A 16,423-nucleotide genomic window follows, 5' to 3' on the forward strand; every position below is an offset into this window, starting at 1 on the left:
TGAGGCCGGCCGGGCTGCGCGGTATTCATCGCGGGCGAGGCCGGCGGCGGCAAGACCGCGCTGGTCCAGCACTTCCTCGACCGGCACGCGCATGCCGGCACGCTGCGCGCCGCGAGCAAGGCCTCGGCGACCGAGCCGGGGGTGCCCTTCGGCATGGTGAGCGAGGTGCTCGCGCAACTGCTGACCGCGATCATGGCCGCCCCCGAGGCGGACTTCGCCGAGTGGCGGGCCTTGATCGGCGAGCGGCTGGCCGAGCACCTGCCCTCGTTGTGCCGGATCGTGCCGGAATTCGGCGCCTTCCTCGATCGCGAGCGCGGCGGCGCCCCGCCGGCCCGCGAGCGCGAGCACCAGGCGCTGCTGGCCGCGATCGTCGGCTTCGTGGCGGTGGTGGCCGCGAAGGCGCGGCCGCTGGTGCTGTTCTTCGACGACCTGCAATGGGCCGACGCGCACTCGCAGGAAGTGGTGAGGCTGATGTGCGAGGCGCCGGAAGTGCGCGGCGTGCTGACGATCGGCAGCTTCCGCCAGGCGGCGGCGGACGGCGAGCCGCTGCCGGTGCCGCCGGCCGCCGCCGGCGACGACGACGAACGACGCACCCGCCTCGACCTGCGCCCGCTCGGCCTGGAGGACCTGCGCGCGCTGCTGGCGGCGCGCTACGGACACGCCGGCGTCGAGATCGACAGGATGGCCGGGCTGCTGCATCGCAAGAGCGGCGGCAATCCCTTCTTCGTGCGGCAGTTGCTGCTCGACCTGGAGCGCGATGCGATCATCGCGCCCGCCTCGGCCGACCGGGCCTTCCATTGCGATTTCGAGCGGCTGGTGCAGCGCACCTTCATCGGCGACGTGCTCACGCATCTGCGGCAGCGCATGACGCGCCTGCCGGACCAGACGCGACAGCTGATGCGCGCGATGGCCTGCCTGGGCGACCGGATCGCGCTGGAGGAACTCGGCGCGATCGTCGGGAGCGAGCCGCACGAGGTCCGGGCGCGGCTGCGCCCGGCAATCGATGAGGACTGCGTGAGGATCGACGCGGCCGGCACCTGCGCATTCGTGCACGACCGCTTCCACGAAGCCGTGTATGGCGGGATCGAGGACGGCGAGCGCATCCGGCTGCACCACCGGATCGGGCAGCGCCTGCTCGCGCTGCTCGGCCCGGACAGCCCGGCCGACAAGCTGTTCCAGGCCGCACGCCAGTTGAACGAGGCGGCCGGGCTGGTCGACGACGCGCGCCGGCCGGCCCTGGTGCGGCTCAACCTCGATGCGGCCGAACAGGCGCGGGCCATGACGGCCTACGGCACGGCGCTCGACTACCTGGCGTTCGCGCGCACGCTGAGCCGCGCCGCCGAGCACGAGGAACTGCCGGCGCGCATCGCCCTGCTGACGGCCGAGTGCCGGTTCCTCGACAACGCGGCGCCGGCCGCGCGGGCCGGGCTCGAGGCGCTGCTGGCGCTGGACATCGCGCTGCCCCTGCGCGGCCAGGCCACGCGCCTGCTCACCGCGGTCTACACCTCGCTGAACCTGTCGGCCGACGCCGTGGCCTGCGGGCTGGCCTTCCTCGACTACGCGGGCATCCGAATCCCGGCCCGGCCTCGCGACGCCGACGTCGACGGCGCCTGGCTGGCCCTGCGCGAGGAACTGGCCGGCCGGCACCCGGCCGAGCTCGCCGGGCTGCCCTTCACCGGCGATCCGGCCGCGATCGCCGTGATCGACGTGATGGCCGACCTGATCCCGCCGGCGCTGTTCTCCGACGTCAACCTGCACGACATGGTGGCGCTGAGCATGGCCCGCATGAGCGTGCGCAGCGGCCCCACCGATTCCTCCTGCTACGGCTACGTGTGCCTGATGATCGCGGTGGGCGTGCGCTACGGCGAACTGGCCGCCGCCTACGCGTTCGGCGAGCTCGCCGTGGCCCTGGCCGGCGTCGAGGGCCGCGGCAAGTACCGCGCCCGCACGCTGATGGGCTTCGGCATGTTCGTGCTGCCCTGGCAGCGCCCGGTGCAGGAAGGCGCGCGCTTCATCCGCGCCGCGTTCGAGGTGGCCAAGGCCGATGGCGACCAGACCTTCGCCGTCTATTGCGGGCGCAACCTGGTCAGCAACCTGCTGATCAGCGGCGGCGCGCTCGATGCGATCGTCGAGCAGGCCCAGCGCGCGCTGGCCTTCGCCGAGCTGGCCGGCTTCCACCTGGTGATCGACGCGGTGAAGTCGCAATTGCGCTTCATCGAGTCCGTCACCAGCGAGCAGCCGCTCGAATCCGGGAACGGCCGGCTCCTGCCGCGCGGCGGGATCTTCGCCCCCTACGATTCGGACCCGACGCGCGGCTCGATCGCGGAATTCTGCTTCTGGACGCATCGCATGCAGGCCTGCCTGGTGTTCGGCGACACGCGCGGGGCGCTGGCCGCGCGGGAGCGCGCCGAGCCGATCGCGTGGTCCTCGCGCGCCTTCAACGAGATCGTCGACCTGCATTTCTACGGGGCGCTGGCGACGATCCGCGCGGCCCTGCTCGGCATGGAAGGCAGCCCCGGCGAGCCGCTCGCGCCGATCTGGCGGCGTCACACGCGGCAGCTCGAAAGCTGGGCGGCGCAGTGCCCGGAGAATTTCGCCGGGCGCGTCGCGCTGCTCGACGCGCAGCGCAGGCAGCTCGAAGGCGCGCCGGCCGACGAGGTGATCGACGGCTTCGAACGCGCCATCGAGCATGCGCAGCGCCAGGGTTTCCTGCAGGACGAGGCCCTCTCGCACGAATTGGCGGCCGAGTATTTCGCCGCGAGGGGCAGCCGCTCGCTGGCGCGCCACTACCTCGCCCATGCGCGCGACTGCTACGCGCGCTGGGGCGCGAAGGCCAAGCTGCGGCTGCTCGATGCCGATCCGCTGCTGGCCGGGCGCGCATTCGGCCGAAGCGCCCGGCCGGCAACGGATCCCGACCAGGCGCGGCCGCTCGACGTGCTGGCCGTCGTCAAGGCCTCGAACGCGCTGTCGAGCGAGATCGTGCAGGCCAGGGTGGTCGAGACCATCATGGCCACCGCGCTCGAACTGGGCGGCGCGCAGCGCGCGGTGCTGCTGGGCACCGGCGCGGCCGGCCCGTGCCTGCTCGCCGAGGCGAGCCTGGCCGAGCACGGCATCCAGGTGCAGACGCGCCAGGCGCTGGCGCCCGACACGCTGCCGATGACGATCGTCAACGTGGTGTCGCGCAGCCTCAGGTCGATCACGCTCGACGACGCGGCGCGCGACTTCACCTTCGGCAGGGATCCGTATTTCCGCCATCGCCGCGTCTGCTCGGCCTTCTGCCTGCCGCTGCTCAAGCAGGGCCGGCTGGTCAGCGTCCTCTACCTCGAGAACACGCTGGTGGCGGGCGCCTTCGCGCCCTCGCGCACCGACGTGATCGAGGTGCTGGCGAGCCAGGCGGCCATCGCGCTGGAGAACGCGCGCCTGTACGAGGAACTGCTCAACGAGGGCCGCGAGCGCGCCAGGATGGCCGACCGGCTGCGCATCGTGCAGGCCGACCTCGAACATGCCTCGCGCCTGTCGACCATGGGGGAGCTGGTCGCGTCGATCGTGCACGAGGTGTCCCAGCCGATCAACTCGGTGGGCACCTCGGCGGCCGCCGCGATCCGCTGGATCGACCGGAACCCGCCCGAGATCGCCGAGGCGGTGACCATGCTGCGCCAGATCGGCGCCGACAGCGGCCGCGCCAAGTCCATCATCCAGGGCCTGCGCGCGCTGTCCTCGAAATCCGCGCCCACGCTGTTGCCCTTCGCGCTGCACGAGGCGATCGACGACGTGCTGCCGCTGGTGCGTGCCCGCGCGCGCCAGTGCGGCATCGAGATCGAGCGCGGCTTCGACGCCGCCGTCGCGAACGCCCGCGGCGACCGGGTGCAGATCCAGCAGGTGCTGATCAACCTGCTGACCAATGCGATCGACGCGATGCCGGGCGGCCCGGAGCGGCAGGCGGTGATCACCGTGGCCACCGAGCGGCTGGCCACGGGCTGCCTGCGCGTGAGCGTGATCGATGCGGGCGTGGGCCTGCAGCGGGACGGCGCGCAGCGGATCTTCGAGCCGTTCTACACCACCAAGGCGGAAGGAATGGGGATGGGGCTGGCGATCTGCCGCTCGATCATGGAGGCGCATGGCGGCACGCTGGGCGCCGAGCCGAACCCGGCGGGCGGCACCATCATGCGCTTCACCGTGCCGGCCGCTTAGGTGTTCTGATTTCGGGCGCTGGTTTCAGCGGCCTGCTTCTGTGCCCTGCTTCTGTGCCCTGCTTCGGCGCCCCGCTTCGGCGCCCTGCCTCGGGCCTGACTTCGGCGCCGCGCCGAGGCGGCGCCTCAGTCGGCGACGGGAGGAATCTCCAGCGCCTGCGCCTCGCGCACCAGGTCGGCCACCGAACGCACCGCGAGCTTGCGCATGGCCGCGCCGCGATGGATCTTCACGGTCACCTCGCTGAGGTTCAGGCGATCGGCGATCTGCTTGTTCAGAAAGCCGGCGATCACGTAGGGGACGATCTCCTTCTCGCGCGGCGTGAGGGTCTCGTAGCGATCGCGCAGGCCGCGGCTTCGCTCCTGGCCCTCGAGGCGCCGCGCGTGCAGCGCCAGCGCGTTGTCGACCGAGTCGAGCAGTTCCTGCTCGCGAAACGGCTTGGTGAGGAAATCGACGGCGCCGGCCTTCATCGCGCTGACCGTCATCGGCACGTCGGCATGGCCGGTCACGATCACGATCGGCAGGTCCATGTTCCAGGCTTGCGCGCGACGCTGGAATGCCAGGCCGTTCTCGCCCTTCAGGCGCACATCCAGCACCAGGCAGCTCGGCGCCACCGGGCGCTCGACCCTGAGGAAGGCCTCGGTGCTCTCGAAGGTCTCGACCTTCAGGCCCACCGAGCGCAGCAGGCTGCTGAGCGCGTCTCGTGTCGATGCATCGTCGTCGACGATATAGACCCAGCGTTGGTTCGTCTCTTCCATTTTCTTGCAGCCGCGTTGCAACGATGTGCGCGCTCGCGCGCGCGATTGTCCAGGTATCCCGCCCGACATTATAGGGAGCTTCCCCAGGGCGAGGGATCGATTTTGCTGCTTGTTTCAAGGGGTTTTCCGCATCGGCGCCGCTCGCTTCGCATCGTCCTCGCAGCCGGCTTCCGAAGCCGACTAATACTTTGGTTTAGACGCGAGGCAAGGCCTCCGCGTCGACATCCCCTGCCGTCGCGGCGCACTGCCCGCCGGCCGCTGCGCGCGGCGCATCCGGCTTAATACCGTGGTGTTATTCCACCGCGGCACGCCCTCCGGTACGCTCGGTCGTGCATCGGCTTCCTGGCGCCTTTGCCATGCTCACCCTGGCTTAAGGAGCCCTCATGTGTCCCACGCAACTCGTGCTCATCGTGGACGACGATCCATCGGTGCGAAGCTCGCTTCGCAGCCTGGTGCGCTCGATCGGCTGCGAAGCCCGTACCTTCGAATCGGGCGACAGCCTGCTGCTGAGCGAGGCCGGCGAGATCGCGCCGGCCGACTGCGTGATCTGCGACATCAACATGCCCGGCATCAGCGGCATCGAACTGCAGGCCGCGCTGTGCCGGCGCGGCGTGACGATCGCCTTCATCTTCCTGAGCGCCTACCTCACCGAGCGCGTGCGCGACGCGGCGCTCGCGGGCGGCGCGCTGTGCGTGCTGGAGAAACCGGCCGATCCCGACCTGCTGTGCCGCTGGCTGGCCATCGCGCTCGAACGCAGCCGCTCCGGCTCGACCGCCGCCTGAGCGGGCACGCCACGCGCGTTCCGCGCGCCTGGCCGGGCCGCGCTTCGTAGCGGCTCGCGCCGCGTTTGCGCCTCTCATTCCCCCCTCCTTCCACGCCCCGCGCATCGGCTCGCCTGCGCGCGGCGGCGGCGTCTTCCTTCGCGGTTCGCGACGACCCATGCAGGCCCTCGCAAGCGGCGCGATGCCATCACGCCGCCGCGCCCTCACCTCGGTGTAGCCGGCACACACCTCCGTGTCGCGCGCCGCGCGCGAGATCGGAACACGCGCGACCATCGACCGAACCACGCATACCCAGGTATGGCATCGCCCCTTGAAAACGCGAACGACTCCCATGCCTTCGCACGATGGTCGACGACGGCCCCGACTTTTAATCTGCGTCTGCGGTGATCGGAAACAGGCAGCAGCCAGCGTCCTGGGCACCGCACCCACCCTGCATCGCTTCCGCCGGATCGACCGGCACCACACCGCCTCCGGGCCACCAAGGAACTGCCATGAAAACGATCATCGTCTCCGCTCTCGTCGCCACCCTGTTCGCCGCCCCGGCACTGAGCTTCGCGCAGCAAGCCGGCCAACCGCTCACGCGTGCCCAGGTGCGCGCCGACCTGGTGGCGCTCGAACGCGCGGGTTACCGCCCCTCGCAAGGCGAGGACATCCACTACCCGGCCGACTTCGAGGCCGCCGAGGCGCGCCTGACGCAACAGCGGCCCGCCGCGCTGGCGCGCAGCAGCGCGGGCCAGCTCAGCGCCACGCACTGAGCCCGGTCGGCCCGCCGAGCCGGGCGGGAACGCGATGATCCGGCGTTCCCGCCCGCGCCCCCGACACCTACATGGCCACCGCGCGCGGAATCTCGGCGGCGAGATAGTCGAGCAGGACCCGTATCGAAGGCAACTGGTTCTGCCCATAGGGCAGCAAGGCCGTGATCGCCGCGTCGGCCGCGGTCCATTCGGGCATCACGCGCACCAGGCTGCCCTGCGCGATCTCCTCCTTGCAGATGTAGCCGGGCAGCGCGACGATGCCGAGCCCCGCGATCGCGGCGTCCTTCAGGGTCGGCATGCAGTCGGTCATCAGGATCGGATCGATCAGCATGGTTCGCGTGCCGCCGTTCTCGTGCCGCAGCCGCCATTGCGGCACGCTGCCCTGGCGCGCCATGAACAGCGCCGGGTGGTTGCACAGGTCCTCCGGGCCGTGGATCGGCTCGCGCCCCTTGAGCAGGGAAGGACTGCAGAACAACATCCAGGGCGTCGGCGCCAGGCGACGCTGGATCAGGTTCGAGTCGCGCAGGGGCAGGCTGTGCGAGCGGATCGCCATGTCGTAGCCCTCCTTGACGATATCGACCTCGGTATCCGAGGTGCGCTGCACCACCTTGACCTGCGGGTATTGCCGGCAGAACTCGGTCAGCAGGCCGCGCATCGCGAACTGCGCGGTGGCCACCGCCACCGTGAGCCGCACCAGCCCGCTCGGCGTCGACAGGCGCTGGCGCACCGCGTATTCGGCCGACTGCGCATCGCGGATCATGATCTGCGCGCGACGATAGAACTCCGAACCGATATCGGTAACGGCCAGTTGCCGGGAAGTGCGATTGAACAGGCGCGCGCCCAGGCGCACCTCGAGTTGGTTCATGCGGTAGCTGATGGTGGACTTGGGCAGGGACAGCGCACGAGCCGCGGCGGAAATACTCTTATGGTCGACAACCTGTACGAAGTAGTACATGTCGTTTAGATCCAGCATCAATCCTGTTTCCTAAAAATGACACCTGGAGCGCGACGCTGCCGTCGAGCCCGGGTGCATCGCTGATTTCGGTGGGGACGTTATACGCGACCCGGCGTCTTGTTCATATCCATCAGCTTGGACGTTACGTCCGACTCCATGGACGTCGTGCCCGGCCGTCGCGGTTACCGCGAAACCTTTGCGTTCGCCGTTCAGGGATGCGAAGCGGACGGGACGCCGGCACGGTCGTCCGATCCGCTGCGCTGCGCGAGCGACACGCGGCGCGGCCGCCCGGCGTCAGCCGGCATGTTGAACATCATGATCGAGGCCCGCTACAACCGCGGAAACCCCTGCGGCTTGCGCCTGCCGCGCGCGCGGCCTCGCGATCTCGCCGCGCCACGCGCGAGCGATTCACCAGCGGCACGCGACACGACACACCGCATCGTGCCGCCGATCGACAGCGTCGCCGGCCGTGCCTCGCCCCCTCGAACCAGGCACGGCCGCCATGCGCACGGCCGCGTCGACCTCAGATCCGCCGGCTGATCATCTCGGCCATCATGATGGTGGTGGCATTGGTGGCGATCGAGGGAATCTCCGGCATGATCGAGGCATCCACCACCCGCAGCCCCTGCACGCCGCGCACGCGCCCGCTCGGATCCACCACCGCTTGCGGGTCGCCCTCGCGGCCCATGCGCACCGTCGAAGTGGGATGCGCGTAACCGTCCACCGCGGCCACCACCGCCTTCTTCAGCGCGGCCTCGTCCTCGACCTCGTCGCCGGGCGTCATCTCGAAGGCCAGCGTGTCCTTGAACGGCGCGGTGCGGCCGATCCGGCGCGACAGCTTCACGGCCTCCATCATGCGGCGCAGGTCGCCCGGTGCCTGGAAGAAGTTGTAGCGGATCAGCGGCATGGCGCGCGGATCGCGGCTCGCCAGGCGCACCGTGCCGACCGAATCAGGCAGCGTGACCGCGCAGGCCAGCACGATCGCGCCGCCGGTCGGGCTCTGCGCCGGATCGAAGATATGCGTGCCGGAGATGTGCAGGTCGAGCTCGCCGACTCGGGCCTCGCTCGAACGCGTCCAGATGATCGCGCCGGCCACCGGGTCCATCGAGCGTGCCGCTTCCTTCAGCGCGTAGACGTTGTAGTAGAACGGATGCTCCTTGAGCCCCTCGCCGACCGGCGCGTCCTGCAGCACCGGGATGTCGAGCGACGCCAGGTGCGCGGCCAGGCCGATGCCCGAGCGCATCAGGATCGCGGGGCTGCCGAACGCGCCGCCCGAGAGGATCACCTCGCCGGCCGCGATCCGTTCGCCGCCCACCAGGCGCACGCCGCTCGCGCGGCGGCCCTCGAACAGCACGCGATCGACCTCGGCATGGCCGGCGATGGTCAGGTTCGGCCGGCGGCGCACCGCGTCGTCGAGGTAGGCCATGCCGGTGTTGATGCGCCGCCCGTCCACCACGTTCAGCGGATACGGCGAGACGCCGTGCTGCTCGACGCCGTTGAAGTCGCTCACGCGCGGCAGCCCGAGCGCCTCGGCGGCCAGCACGAAGCCGCGCATCGAGGGCGTGATCTCCTCCATGGTCCGCTGGCGGATCGGGAACGGGCCCGAGCGGCCGTGCCAGGCATCGTCGCCGGTGGGCGTGTTCTCCATCGCGCGAAACACCGGCAGCACCTCGTCGAAGGACCAGCCCTCGATGCCGCGCGCCCGCCAGCGCGCGAAATCGGCCGGCCGCGCGCGCATCGCCACCGCCGCGTTGACCGCCGAGCTGCCGCCCAGCAGCTTGCCGCGCAGCGCCGTCACGTCGTGGCCGAGCCCGGCATGGTCCTGCGTGTGGTAGCCCCAGTCGTGCGCCTGGTCGCCGCCGACGTGGTTCGCGTTGGCGATCACCTCCGGGTAGGCGCCGGCCGCATAGATCGGCCCGGCTTCGAGCAGCAGCACGCTGCGCGCGGGATCCTCGCTCAGTCGATGCGCCAGCACGGCACCCGCCGAGCCGCCCCCCACGATCACGATATCGAACGACTTGGCCGACAGATGGTCGATGCTCACGGTGAATCCTCCATGAAGTTTGACGACGGGCCGCGCCAACGCGGCCTCAGGCGGACCGGAAGGCGCCCAGGATGAATTCGGCCGCGCGCTCGAGCGCGGCCTTGCTGCTGTCGAGATGGGGCAGGTCGAGCTGGAACACGTGGTGCATGCCCTCCCAGATCTCCAGCGACACCGCCACGCCGGCACGCGCGGCGCGCCCGGCATACTGGCGCGCGTCGTCGAGCAGGCGCTCGTCGGTGCCGACCTGGATCAGCAGCGGCGGCAGGCCGGCCAGTTCGCCGTGCAAGGGCGAGGCCAGCGGGTCAGTGGGCGCCGCGCCGCCGAGATAGCCGGCGGCGCAATCGAGCAGGTAGGCGTGGCTGATCAGCGGATCGACCACCGCGGGATCGACCATCGAGGTGCCGGTGAAGGCCAGGTCGGTCCAGGGCGAGAACACCACGCCGGCCACCGCGCGCGGGCTGCCGCCCAGCTTCGTCAATTGCGCGAGCGTGACCAGGCCCAGGCCGCCGCCGGCCGAATCGCCGACCACCGCGATCGTGCCGATGCCCTGCCCGCCCAGCCAGCGGCAGGCGGCCAGCGCCGCATCGGGCGCGGCCGGCAGGCTCGCCTCGGGCGCCAGCGGGTAGTCGATCAGCAGCGCGGGCAGGCCGGTGCGGGCCACCAGCTGGCTGACGAAGCCGCGATAGGCATCGGCCGAGCCGAGCACGTAGCCGCCGCCGTGCAGGTAGAGGATCGCGTGCGCCGTTTCCTCGACGCTGGCCGGGCGCAGCCACCAGCCGCGCACGCCGGGCGCGGCGACGGCCGCCAGGCCGACGCCCTCGGCCAGCGGACAGGCGCCGATGAAGGCGTCGTAGACCGCCCTCGGCTCGCCGGGCGTGTCGCGCCAGAACCGCTCGAAGTGTTCGCGCAGCGCGAGCTCGCGCCGGCGCTCCTCGGGCGAGAGCGTGATGAAGCGGATATCGGGGCTGTCGGGCCGGGCCGTGGTATCGAGCATGTCTCGGGTTCTCCCTTCCACTGAGGCGAGGCTGGCTCGCCGCGCGCCGACGAGACCATAGGTCCCCTTGCCGCGCGAGCCTGCGCGGCCGGGGCAAGGATGCGAAATACCGGGTGGGGCTAGCCGGGAATGCGGCCCAGGCGGCCGTCGGCATAGGCCGCGAGCGTGCTGCGGACATCCTCGACGCTGGACATCACCAGCGGCCCGTGCTTGACGAAGGGCTCGCGGATCGGCTTCGCCGCCATCAGCACGAAGTGGGTCGAGGCGGCGGCGGCTTCCAGCTCGATCGCGATCGCCGGGCCGGCGACGATGGTGGTGGCATGTCCCGCTTCGAGCACGAGCACTTCATTCCCGCAGCGCAGCGCGAGGCGCCCGCTCACGGCATAGATCCAGGCATGACGCCCCTCGGGCAGCCGATGACTGAAGCCGGCGCCCTCGCCCAGGCTGCCGTCGAGCAGGGTCATCTCCTCGGGCGTGCCCTGCGCGCCCGCCAGCTCGCCGCTGCTGCCGAGCACCACGCGCACACGTGTTCCCGGCGCCTCGAAAACCGGCACCTCGGCGGCGCGCACGTGCAGGGTGCGCGGCGAGGCCTTCTTCAAGGCGGCGGGCAGGTTGACGAAGATCTGCAGCGCGTGGATGCGCGCACCGGGCATCGGCAGCTCCTCGTGGACCGCGCCGCCGGCCGCGGCCAGCCAGTAGAGATCGCCGGCGCCGAGCTCGAGGTCGTTGCCGAGCGAGTCGCGATTGTGGAACTGTCCTTCGGCGTCCTCGAACATGGCGGTGACCGCCGAGATGCCGGCATGCAGATGCGGCTCGAAGGTGGGCGCGGTCATCACGAAATGATCGACCATCAGCAGCGGGTCCATGCGCCCGGCGAAGCTGTCCTCGGAGAAGTGGGTGGCGGTGAAGCCGCTGCCGATCCGTTGCGGCACGCCCGCCACGATCTCGCCGAGCCGCGCGGGCGAGCTCCCGGCCGGGTCACCTTGCTCCGTGGAAATCGATGCGGTGCCGCCCATGCCTTGTCCCCTCGGTGTCGAATTGCAAAGAATTGCGAAACCCGACTGTACTTAAGGGCCTATTCACTGAAAAGTCTTCGGCATCTGGATTCAACGTCCAAGAGTTTGGACGCTCGCCGCGCGCGGGGCGCGGCGGCCCCGCCTCACAACAGCACGGCCTTGGGAAATTCGGCGGCCAGGTGCTCGACGAAGGCACGCACCGAGGGCAGCATGCCCTTGCGATGCGGCATCAGCGCGGTGATGGTCGAGGTCGCGCCGATCCAGCCCGGCAGCACCCGCCGCAGCTCGCCCGAGCGCACCGCGGCGCGGCACACGTAGCTGGGCAGCGCGACGATGCCCAGCCCGCGGATCGCCGCCTTCTGTAGCCCCACCATGTCGTCGCCGAGCAGGCGCGGCGCGAGCGGCAGGACCAGCTCCTCGCCGCTGCCGTCGACGCGGCGCAGGCGCCAGGCCGGGGTGACCTCGGCGCGCATCGCGAACAGCGAGGGATGGGCGCGCAGATCCTCGGGAGTCCTGGGCGCCCCGTGCCGTTCGAGATAGGCGGCGCCCGCGAACAAGGGCCAGGGCACCGGCGCCAGCATCTTCTGCACCAGCCCCGAATCGGGCAGCGGCTCGCTGTGGGCACGTACCGCGACGTCGAAGTTCTCGCCGACCAGGTCCACCGGCCGGTCGATCGCGTGCGCCACCACGTCGACCTTCGGATGCTGCAGCAGGAAATCGCAGATCATGTCCGACACCGCGAACTGCATGGTGGCGGCCCCCGCCGTGCAGCGCACCGTACCGATCGGCTCGGTCAGGCGGTTGCGCACCGCGCTCTCGGCCAGCTCGGCCTCGCGCAGCATCGCCACCGCATGCTGATAGAACTCGCGGCCCGCATCGGTCACGCCCAGGTGACGCGGGGTGCGATTGAGCAGGCGCACGCCGAGCTCGCCCTCGAGCTGCTGGATCCGATGGCTGAGGGTGGATTTCGGCACCTGCAGGATCTTGCCGGCCGCGGTGAAGCCGCCGTGGTCCACCACCTGCACGAAGAAGTAGAAGTCATTCAGGTCGAGCATTGCGCCGCCTCCCGTTTCGCCGTCTCCAGGGGCTCGCCCGGCCTGCGCGGCAGGATGGGTGCCCGGTTCGATTGTCCGTTATCGGAGCGGCCCGGATCGCCGCGCCGCCGTCCAACAGCTTAGACGCTAAGTCGCAAAAACGTGGACTTCTGGGCGCCCGGCCCGCTCGATAGAATTTGCCGGCATCGCGTCCGGTGCATGCCGCCGCGCCGCCACGCGCCGCGCGAGCCACCTGCCTCGCCGAGCGTTTCGCTCCCCGTGCCGGGAGCGGGCACGCCTCGCCGCCTCCGTCGCCTCACCCCGACTCGCCAACCCCAGGAGAACACCATGACCCGTCACAGCTATGAAGCGCTCACCGTCGACAATGCCGCCGTGGTGCTGGTCGACCACCAGATCGGCCTGATGACAGGCGTGCGCGACTACTCGACCGGCGAACTCAAGCACAACGTGGTGGCGCTGGCGCGTGCCGCCCGCGCGCTGGAACTGCCGATCGTGGTCACCACCACGGCGCGCGACAGCATGTGGGGCCCGACGTTTCCGGAACTGGTCGAGGCGCTGCCCGGCATCGAGATCATCGACCGCTCGACGGTGAACGCCTACGACGATGCGCGCGTCGCCCAGGCGATCGAGGCCACCGGCCGCAAGAAGCTGATCTTCGCCGGCGTCTCGCTCGAAGTGTGCGCGGCGTTCCCCGCCATGACGGCGGTGGCGCGCGGCTACGACGCCTACGTGGCCGTCGACGCCTCGGGCACCTTCAGCGACACCAAGCGCCAGACCGGTTTGTTGCGCATGCAACAGGCCGGCGTGATCGTCTCGGACCATGCCAGCCTGATGGTCGAGATCCTCAAGGACAACGGCTCGCCGAAGGCCGGCGCCGTGTATGCCGCGCTCGACATGCCCTGGGCCACCCTGGTCGGCCAGATCGCGAGCGCCTACAGCAGCAAGTAAAACCGCGGCGGAGGCGAACGATGCCGGCGTGAAGCCGGCATCGCGTTCGCTCCGCGCGCGCATCGATCCCGTGCCGCGCAGCTCAGGGCGCGTCGCCCTGCCCGCCTTCGTGCGGCTGCCAGGCCGACTCGATCGCGCGCAGCGCGCCCAGCACGATCGAGCGGTTCAGCGCGGCCGCCAGCACGCCGTCGCGCTCGGCATAGGCCTCGCAAAGCCGCTGGTGATCGGCGCACGAGCGCTGCATGCGCCCCGGCAGCGAGGTGCTCAGGTGGCGCAGGCGGTTGGTGCGCATACGCATCGAATCGAGCACCTGCTTCACCACGCCATTGCCGCTGATGCGCAGTTCCTCGTCGCGAAACGCGACGTTGGCCCAGAAGTAGCCATCCACATCGCCCTTCGCCGCCACCTCGGCCAGCCGCTCCGCGGCGCGCCGCAGCGTGGCGATGTCCGCCTCGTCGGCGCGCTCGGCGATCGCCATCGACACCTGCCCGTACAACAGCGCGCGCAGCTCGTAGATCTCGCGGATCTCCTTCAACTGCATGGTCGCCACGCGCGGGCGGCGCCGCGGCGGCCAGTCCACCAGGCCCTCGCGCACCAGCGCGAACAGCGCCTCGCGCACCGGCGTGCGGCTCACGCCGAAGCGCCGGGCCAGGTCCACCGAATTGAGGTCGTGGCCGGGCGCGAGCCGCCCCTCGATGATGCCGCGCGCCACCCAGTCGACGATCTCCGCCACCGGCGTGGTTTCCTTGTCTTCGTCAGGCAGGCTGGTGCCTTCGTCCAGATCCATCGGGCAGTCCTCGAGGGCGCAAAAAAGGTCCGCGATTGTAGCAAACCCGGCTCGGCGGCTTGCGGTTCGGCTCATGCCAATTCCGTTAAGTGTATACACTAATTAGGAATTACTGCGAATTCTTTCAGTTAACTGGCATCATCTCCGAAAAAATGTCGACACTCAATCGAATCGTCGGCATCACCTCATTCAGGAGACGCCATGTACATGGAACAGGAGATCGCCGGCTCCGCGCGCCAGCGCGAGGCAAGCGTCTCGGCGCGGCTGGACCGCCTGCCGCCGACCCGCTACTTCCGCGGGCTGGTCGCGCGCATCGCGATCGGCGGCTGGTTCGAGTTCTACGAGATGTTCATGGCCGCCTACATCTCGCTCGGGCTGATCAAGGGCGGCATGTACCACGCCACCACCGAGGGCATCTTCGACGTCAACGGCTTCGCCAGCTTCCTCGGCTCCTTCTTCGCCGGCATGTTCGTCGGCACGGTCGCGCTGGGCGGCTTCACCGATCGCTTCGGGCGCCGCGCCGTGTTCACCGGCGCGATGCTGCTCTACTCGGTCGCCACCTTCGCGGCCGCGTTCCAGGTCTCGCCCGAGGCGATGGATGCCTGGCGCTTCGTGGCGGGCCTGGGCATCGGCGTGCAGCTGATCACGGTCGACACCTATATCTCCGAGCTCACGCCGAACCACGCGCGCGGCAAGTACATGGCCTTCAGCATCCTGGTGATCCTGACCTCGGTGCCGACGGTCGCCCTGCTGTCCTACGTGCTGGTGCCGCATACGATCCTCGGGCTGGACGGCTGGCGCTGGGTGATGATCATCGGCTCGGCGGGCGCGCTGCTGATCTGGCTGATCCGTCGCGACCTGCCGGAATCGCCGCGCTGGCTCGAGTCCAGGCAGCGCGTGGCCGAGGCGCGCGCGATCGTCGACCGGATCGAGAGCCGGGTGGTGGCGGAAACCGGCCAGCCGCTCGCGGCGCCGAAGCTGGACGCCGCCGCGCCCGAGGAAGGCCAGGGATCCTGGTCGGAGATCTGGCAAAGGCCCTACCTGGGCCGCACCCTGATGCTGTCGCTGTTCAACTTCTGCCAGACCTTCGGCGTGTACGGCTTCGGCGCCTGGGTGCCGGTGCTGCTGTATTCGAAGGGCATCACCATCACGCATTCGCTGCTCTACACGATGGTGATCGCGATCACCACGCCGCTGGGCGCGATCGGGGCGATGGCCTGCGCGGAGCGCATCGAGCGCAAGTGGCAGCTGGCGGCCTGCGCGGCGGTGGTGGCGGTGGCCGGCGTGATGTTCGGGATGGTGCGCGAACCGGCGCTGATACTGCTGTTCGGCAGCGCGGTGACGATCGCCAACAACTGGCTGATCGGCATCTTCCACACCTACCAGGCCGAGCTGTACCCGACCCGCATCCGCGCGCGGGCGGTGGGCTTCGTGTTCAGCTGGAGCCGGCTCAGCTCGATCTTCGTCGGCTTCTGGGTGGCGGCGCTGCTCAAGCACTATGGCGTGCCGGCCGTGTTCGTGCTGATTTCCTCGGCCATGCTGGTGATCGTGGTGGCGGTCGGCGCATTCGGCCCGCGCAGCAACGGGATTCGGCTGGAGGAGCTGTCGCGCTGAGCGAGGTGGCCTGTCTTGCCAGCTACTCGATCGACCGTGGCCAGGGTCGCCGCGCCGGACGAGCAGCGGCGGCGAACCCGGGTCAGCCGGCATGCTCACTGGCCGAAGTAGACGGGCTTCATGCCGTCGTTGTCCAGCGTGACGTGACGATGCGCGCGGCCCGACGCGGTGCTGCCGTCGGGGCTGCCGCCGTAACCCTGGGCGGCGCCGGCCTGGGCCGCCGCGAGCTGCTGCCCCGCCACGCGCTGCTCGGCCGCGATCAGCGCCGACGGGTAGCTCACGTCCTCGCCGCGCGCCGCGTCGTAGCCGGCGGCATGCAGTTGCGCGAGTTCGGCCTGCACCTGGTCGCGCGTCACCTGATCGGCCTGGGCTTGCGTGCTGGCGGTCGCGAAGGCAAAAGCGGCTGCGGAGGCGGCGGCGATACGGACGACGAGAAGCTTGTTCATGATGGACTCCAGTGGATCAGTTGGTTGAGTCCGCAACGTTCCTGGCGATGGCTGCCTCGCTGCGGTTTCGCGATCGCCTTG

Annotated in this window: 14 protein-coding genes and 1 pseudogene; 7 read left to right on the forward strand and 8 right to left on the reverse strand. The window is 70.3% G+C overall.

Features of this window, described 5'->3' with window-relative positions; genetic code table 11:
* Positions 1 to 18 precede the first annotated feature (18 nt).
* Positions 19 to 3,399 (forward strand): annotated as a pseudogene (locus F3J18_RS04825) (AAA family ATPase); the annotation flags it as partial.
* 249 nt (positions 3,400 to 3,648) lie between these two features.
* Positions 3,649 to 4,191, forward strand: coding sequence for an ATP-binding protein (locus F3J18_RS38525; protein ID WP_275691829.1), 543 nt, complete (start codon positions 3,649 to 3,651; stop codon positions 4,189 to 4,191).
* 125 nt (positions 4,192 to 4,316) lie between these two features.
* Here the strand turns inward: F3J18_RS38525 and F3J18_RS04830 are convergent, their stop codons facing one another.
* The gene (locus F3J18_RS04830; RefSeq protein ID WP_025097171.1) at positions 4,317 to 4,946 is read right to left on the reverse strand and encodes a response regulator; all 630 of its coding nucleotides are present in this window, start codon (positions 4,944 to 4,946) and stop codon (positions 4,317 to 4,319) included.
* A gap of 383 nt (positions 4,947 to 5,329) precedes the next feature.
* Here F3J18_RS04830 and F3J18_RS04835 point away from each other — a divergent pair, with 383 nt between their 5' ends.
* Together F3J18_RS04835 and F3J18_RS04840 are read left to right on the forward strand one after the other, a co-directional pair.
* Positions 5,330 to 5,728 carry a response regulator gene (locus tag F3J18_RS04835; RefSeq protein ID WP_025097170.1) on the forward strand — a complete coding sequence of 133 codons (399 nt, stop codon included), beginning with the start codon at positions 5,330 to 5,332 and terminating at the stop codon, positions 5,726 to 5,728.
* Between the two features lie 491 nt (positions 5,729 to 6,219).
* Positions 6,220 to 6,483, forward strand: coding sequence for a DUF4148 domain-containing protein (locus F3J18_RS04840; protein WP_025097169.1), 264 nt, complete (start codon positions 6,220 to 6,222; stop codon positions 6,481 to 6,483).
* A gap of 67 nt (positions 6,484 to 6,550) precedes the next feature.
* Here the strand turns inward: F3J18_RS04840 and F3J18_RS04845 are convergent, their stop codons facing one another.
* On the reverse strand, positions 6,551 to 7,456 hold the full coding sequence (locus tag F3J18_RS04845; RefSeq protein ID WP_025097168.1) for a LysR substrate-binding domain-containing protein: 906 nt from the start codon (positions 7,454 to 7,456) through the stop codon (positions 6,551 to 6,553).
* A 138-nt stretch (positions 7,457 to 7,594) separates the two neighbouring features.
* On the opposite strand from F3J18_RS04845, the gene F3J18_RS04850 reads away from it, so the two are divergent.
* A complete protein-coding gene (locus tag F3J18_RS04850; protein WP_166911689.1) occupies positions 7,595 to 7,978 on the forward strand; it encodes a hypothetical protein in 384 nt (127 codons plus the stop codon).
* On the opposite strand, the gene F3J18_RS04855 is transcribed toward F3J18_RS04850, so the two are convergent.
* The 4 genes from F3J18_RS04855 to F3J18_RS04870 form a co-directional block, all read right to left on the reverse strand.
* Complete coding sequence (locus tag F3J18_RS04855; protein WP_166911691.1) at positions 7,962 to 9,482, reverse strand: GMC family oxidoreductase N-terminal domain-containing protein; 1,521 nt, start codon at positions 9,480 to 9,482, stop codon at positions 7,962 to 7,964. The two genes, F3J18_RS04850 and F3J18_RS04855, sit on opposite strands and share 17 nt — an antisense overlap.
* A gap of 46 nt (positions 9,483 to 9,528) precedes the next feature.
* Entirely contained in the window at positions 9,529 to 10,476 is a 948-nt protein-coding gene (locus F3J18_RS04860) for an alpha/beta hydrolase (RefSeq protein ID WP_166911693.1), read from the reverse strand.
* Positions 10,477 to 10,595: 119 nt separating this feature from the next.
* Positions 10,596 to 11,492, reverse strand: coding sequence for a pirin-like C-terminal cupin domain-containing protein (locus F3J18_RS04865; RefSeq protein ID WP_166911695.1), 897 nt, complete (start codon positions 11,490 to 11,492; stop codon positions 10,596 to 10,598).
* 143 nt (positions 11,493 to 11,635) lie between these two features.
* Positions 11,636 to 12,547, reverse strand: a complete 912-nt coding sequence (locus F3J18_RS04870) for a LysR substrate-binding domain-containing protein (protein ID WP_025097164.1) — start codon at positions 12,545 to 12,547, stop codon at positions 11,636 to 11,638.
* Between the two features lie 327 nt (positions 12,548 to 12,874).
* Between F3J18_RS04870 and F3J18_RS04875 the strand changes: the two genes are divergently transcribed.
* On the forward strand, positions 12,875 to 13,495 hold the full coding sequence (locus tag F3J18_RS04875) for an isochorismatase family protein (RefSeq protein ID WP_025097163.1): 621 nt from the start codon (positions 12,875 to 12,877) through the stop codon (positions 13,493 to 13,495).
* Positions 13,496 to 13,577: 82 nt separating this feature from the next.
* On the opposite strand, the gene F3J18_RS04880 is transcribed toward F3J18_RS04875, so the two are convergent.
* Positions 13,578 to 14,282, reverse strand: coding sequence for a GntR family transcriptional regulator (locus F3J18_RS04880; protein WP_046578234.1), 705 nt, complete (start codon positions 14,280 to 14,282; stop codon positions 13,578 to 13,580).
* A gap of 201 nt (positions 14,283 to 14,483) precedes the next feature.
* On the opposite strand from F3J18_RS04880, the gene F3J18_RS04885 reads away from it, so the two are divergent.
* Positions 14,484 to 15,896, forward strand: a complete 1,413-nt coding sequence (locus tag F3J18_RS04885; RefSeq protein WP_166911697.1) for an MFS transporter — start codon at positions 14,484 to 14,486, stop codon at positions 15,894 to 15,896.
* Positions 15,897 to 15,991: 95 nt separating this feature from the next.
* Here F3J18_RS04885 and F3J18_RS04890 read toward each other — a convergent pair whose 3' ends face one another.
* The gene (locus F3J18_RS04890) at positions 15,992 to 16,342 is read right to left on the reverse strand and encodes a DUF4148 domain-containing protein (protein ID WP_025097160.1); all 351 of its coding nucleotides are present in this window, start codon (positions 16,340 to 16,342) and stop codon (positions 15,992 to 15,994) included.
* Between the last annotated feature and the right edge of the window lie 81 nt (positions 16,343 to 16,423).

The sequence above is a fragment of the Burkholderia sp. Ax-1720 genome, from assembly GCF_011753035.1.
Lineage (GTDB): Bacteria > Pseudomonadota > Gammaproteobacteria > Burkholderiales > Burkholderiaceae > Burkholderia > Burkholderia gladioli.

Coding starts and splice junctions, on each gene's coding strand:
- F3J18_RS04885 (WP_166911697.1), top strand. CDS start 14,484: ATGTACATGGAACAGGAGATCGCCGGCTCCGCGCGCCAGCGCGAGGCA.
- F3J18_RS04875 (WP_025097163.1), top strand. CDS start 12,875: ATGACCCGTCACAGCTATGAAGCGCTCACCGTCGACAATGCCGCCGTG.
- F3J18_RS04830 (WP_025097171.1), bottom strand. CDS start 4,946: ATGGAAGAGACGAACCAACGCTGGGTCTATATCGTCGACGACGATGCA.
- F3J18_RS04880 (WP_046578234.1), bottom strand. CDS start 14,282: ATGGATCTGGACGAAGGCACCAGCCTGCCTGACGAAGACAAGGAAACC.
- F3J18_RS04860 (WP_166911693.1), bottom strand. CDS start 10,476: ATGCTCGATACCACGGCCCGGCCCGACAGCCCCGATATCCGCTTCATC.
- F3J18_RS04870 (WP_025097164.1), bottom strand. CDS start 12,547: ATGCTCGACCTGAATGACTTCTACTTCTTCGTGCAGGTGGTGGACCAC.
- F3J18_RS04840 (WP_025097169.1), top strand. CDS start 6,220: ATGAAAACGATCATCGTCTCCGCTCTCGTCGCCACCCTGTTCGCCGCC.
- F3J18_RS38525 (WP_275691829.1), top strand. CDS start 3,649: ATGCTGCGCCAGATCGGCGCCGACAGCGGCCGCGCCAAGTCCATCATC.
- F3J18_RS04865 (WP_166911695.1), bottom strand. CDS start 11,492: ATGGGCGGCACCGCATCGATTTCCACGGAGCAAGGTGACCCGGCCGGG.
- F3J18_RS04850 (WP_166911689.1), top strand. CDS start 7,595: ATGGACGTCGTGCCCGGCCGTCGCGGTTACCGCGAAACCTTTGCGTTC.
- F3J18_RS04890 (WP_025097160.1), bottom strand. CDS start 16,342: ATGAACAAGCTTCTCGTCGTCCGTATCGCCGCCGCCTCCGCAGCCGCT.
- F3J18_RS04835 (WP_025097170.1), top strand. CDS start 5,330: ATGTGTCCCACGCAACTCGTGCTCATCGTGGACGACGATCCATCGGTG.
- F3J18_RS04845 (WP_025097168.1), bottom strand. CDS start 7,456: ATGCTGGATCTAAACGACATGTACTACTTCGTACAGGTTGTCGACCAT.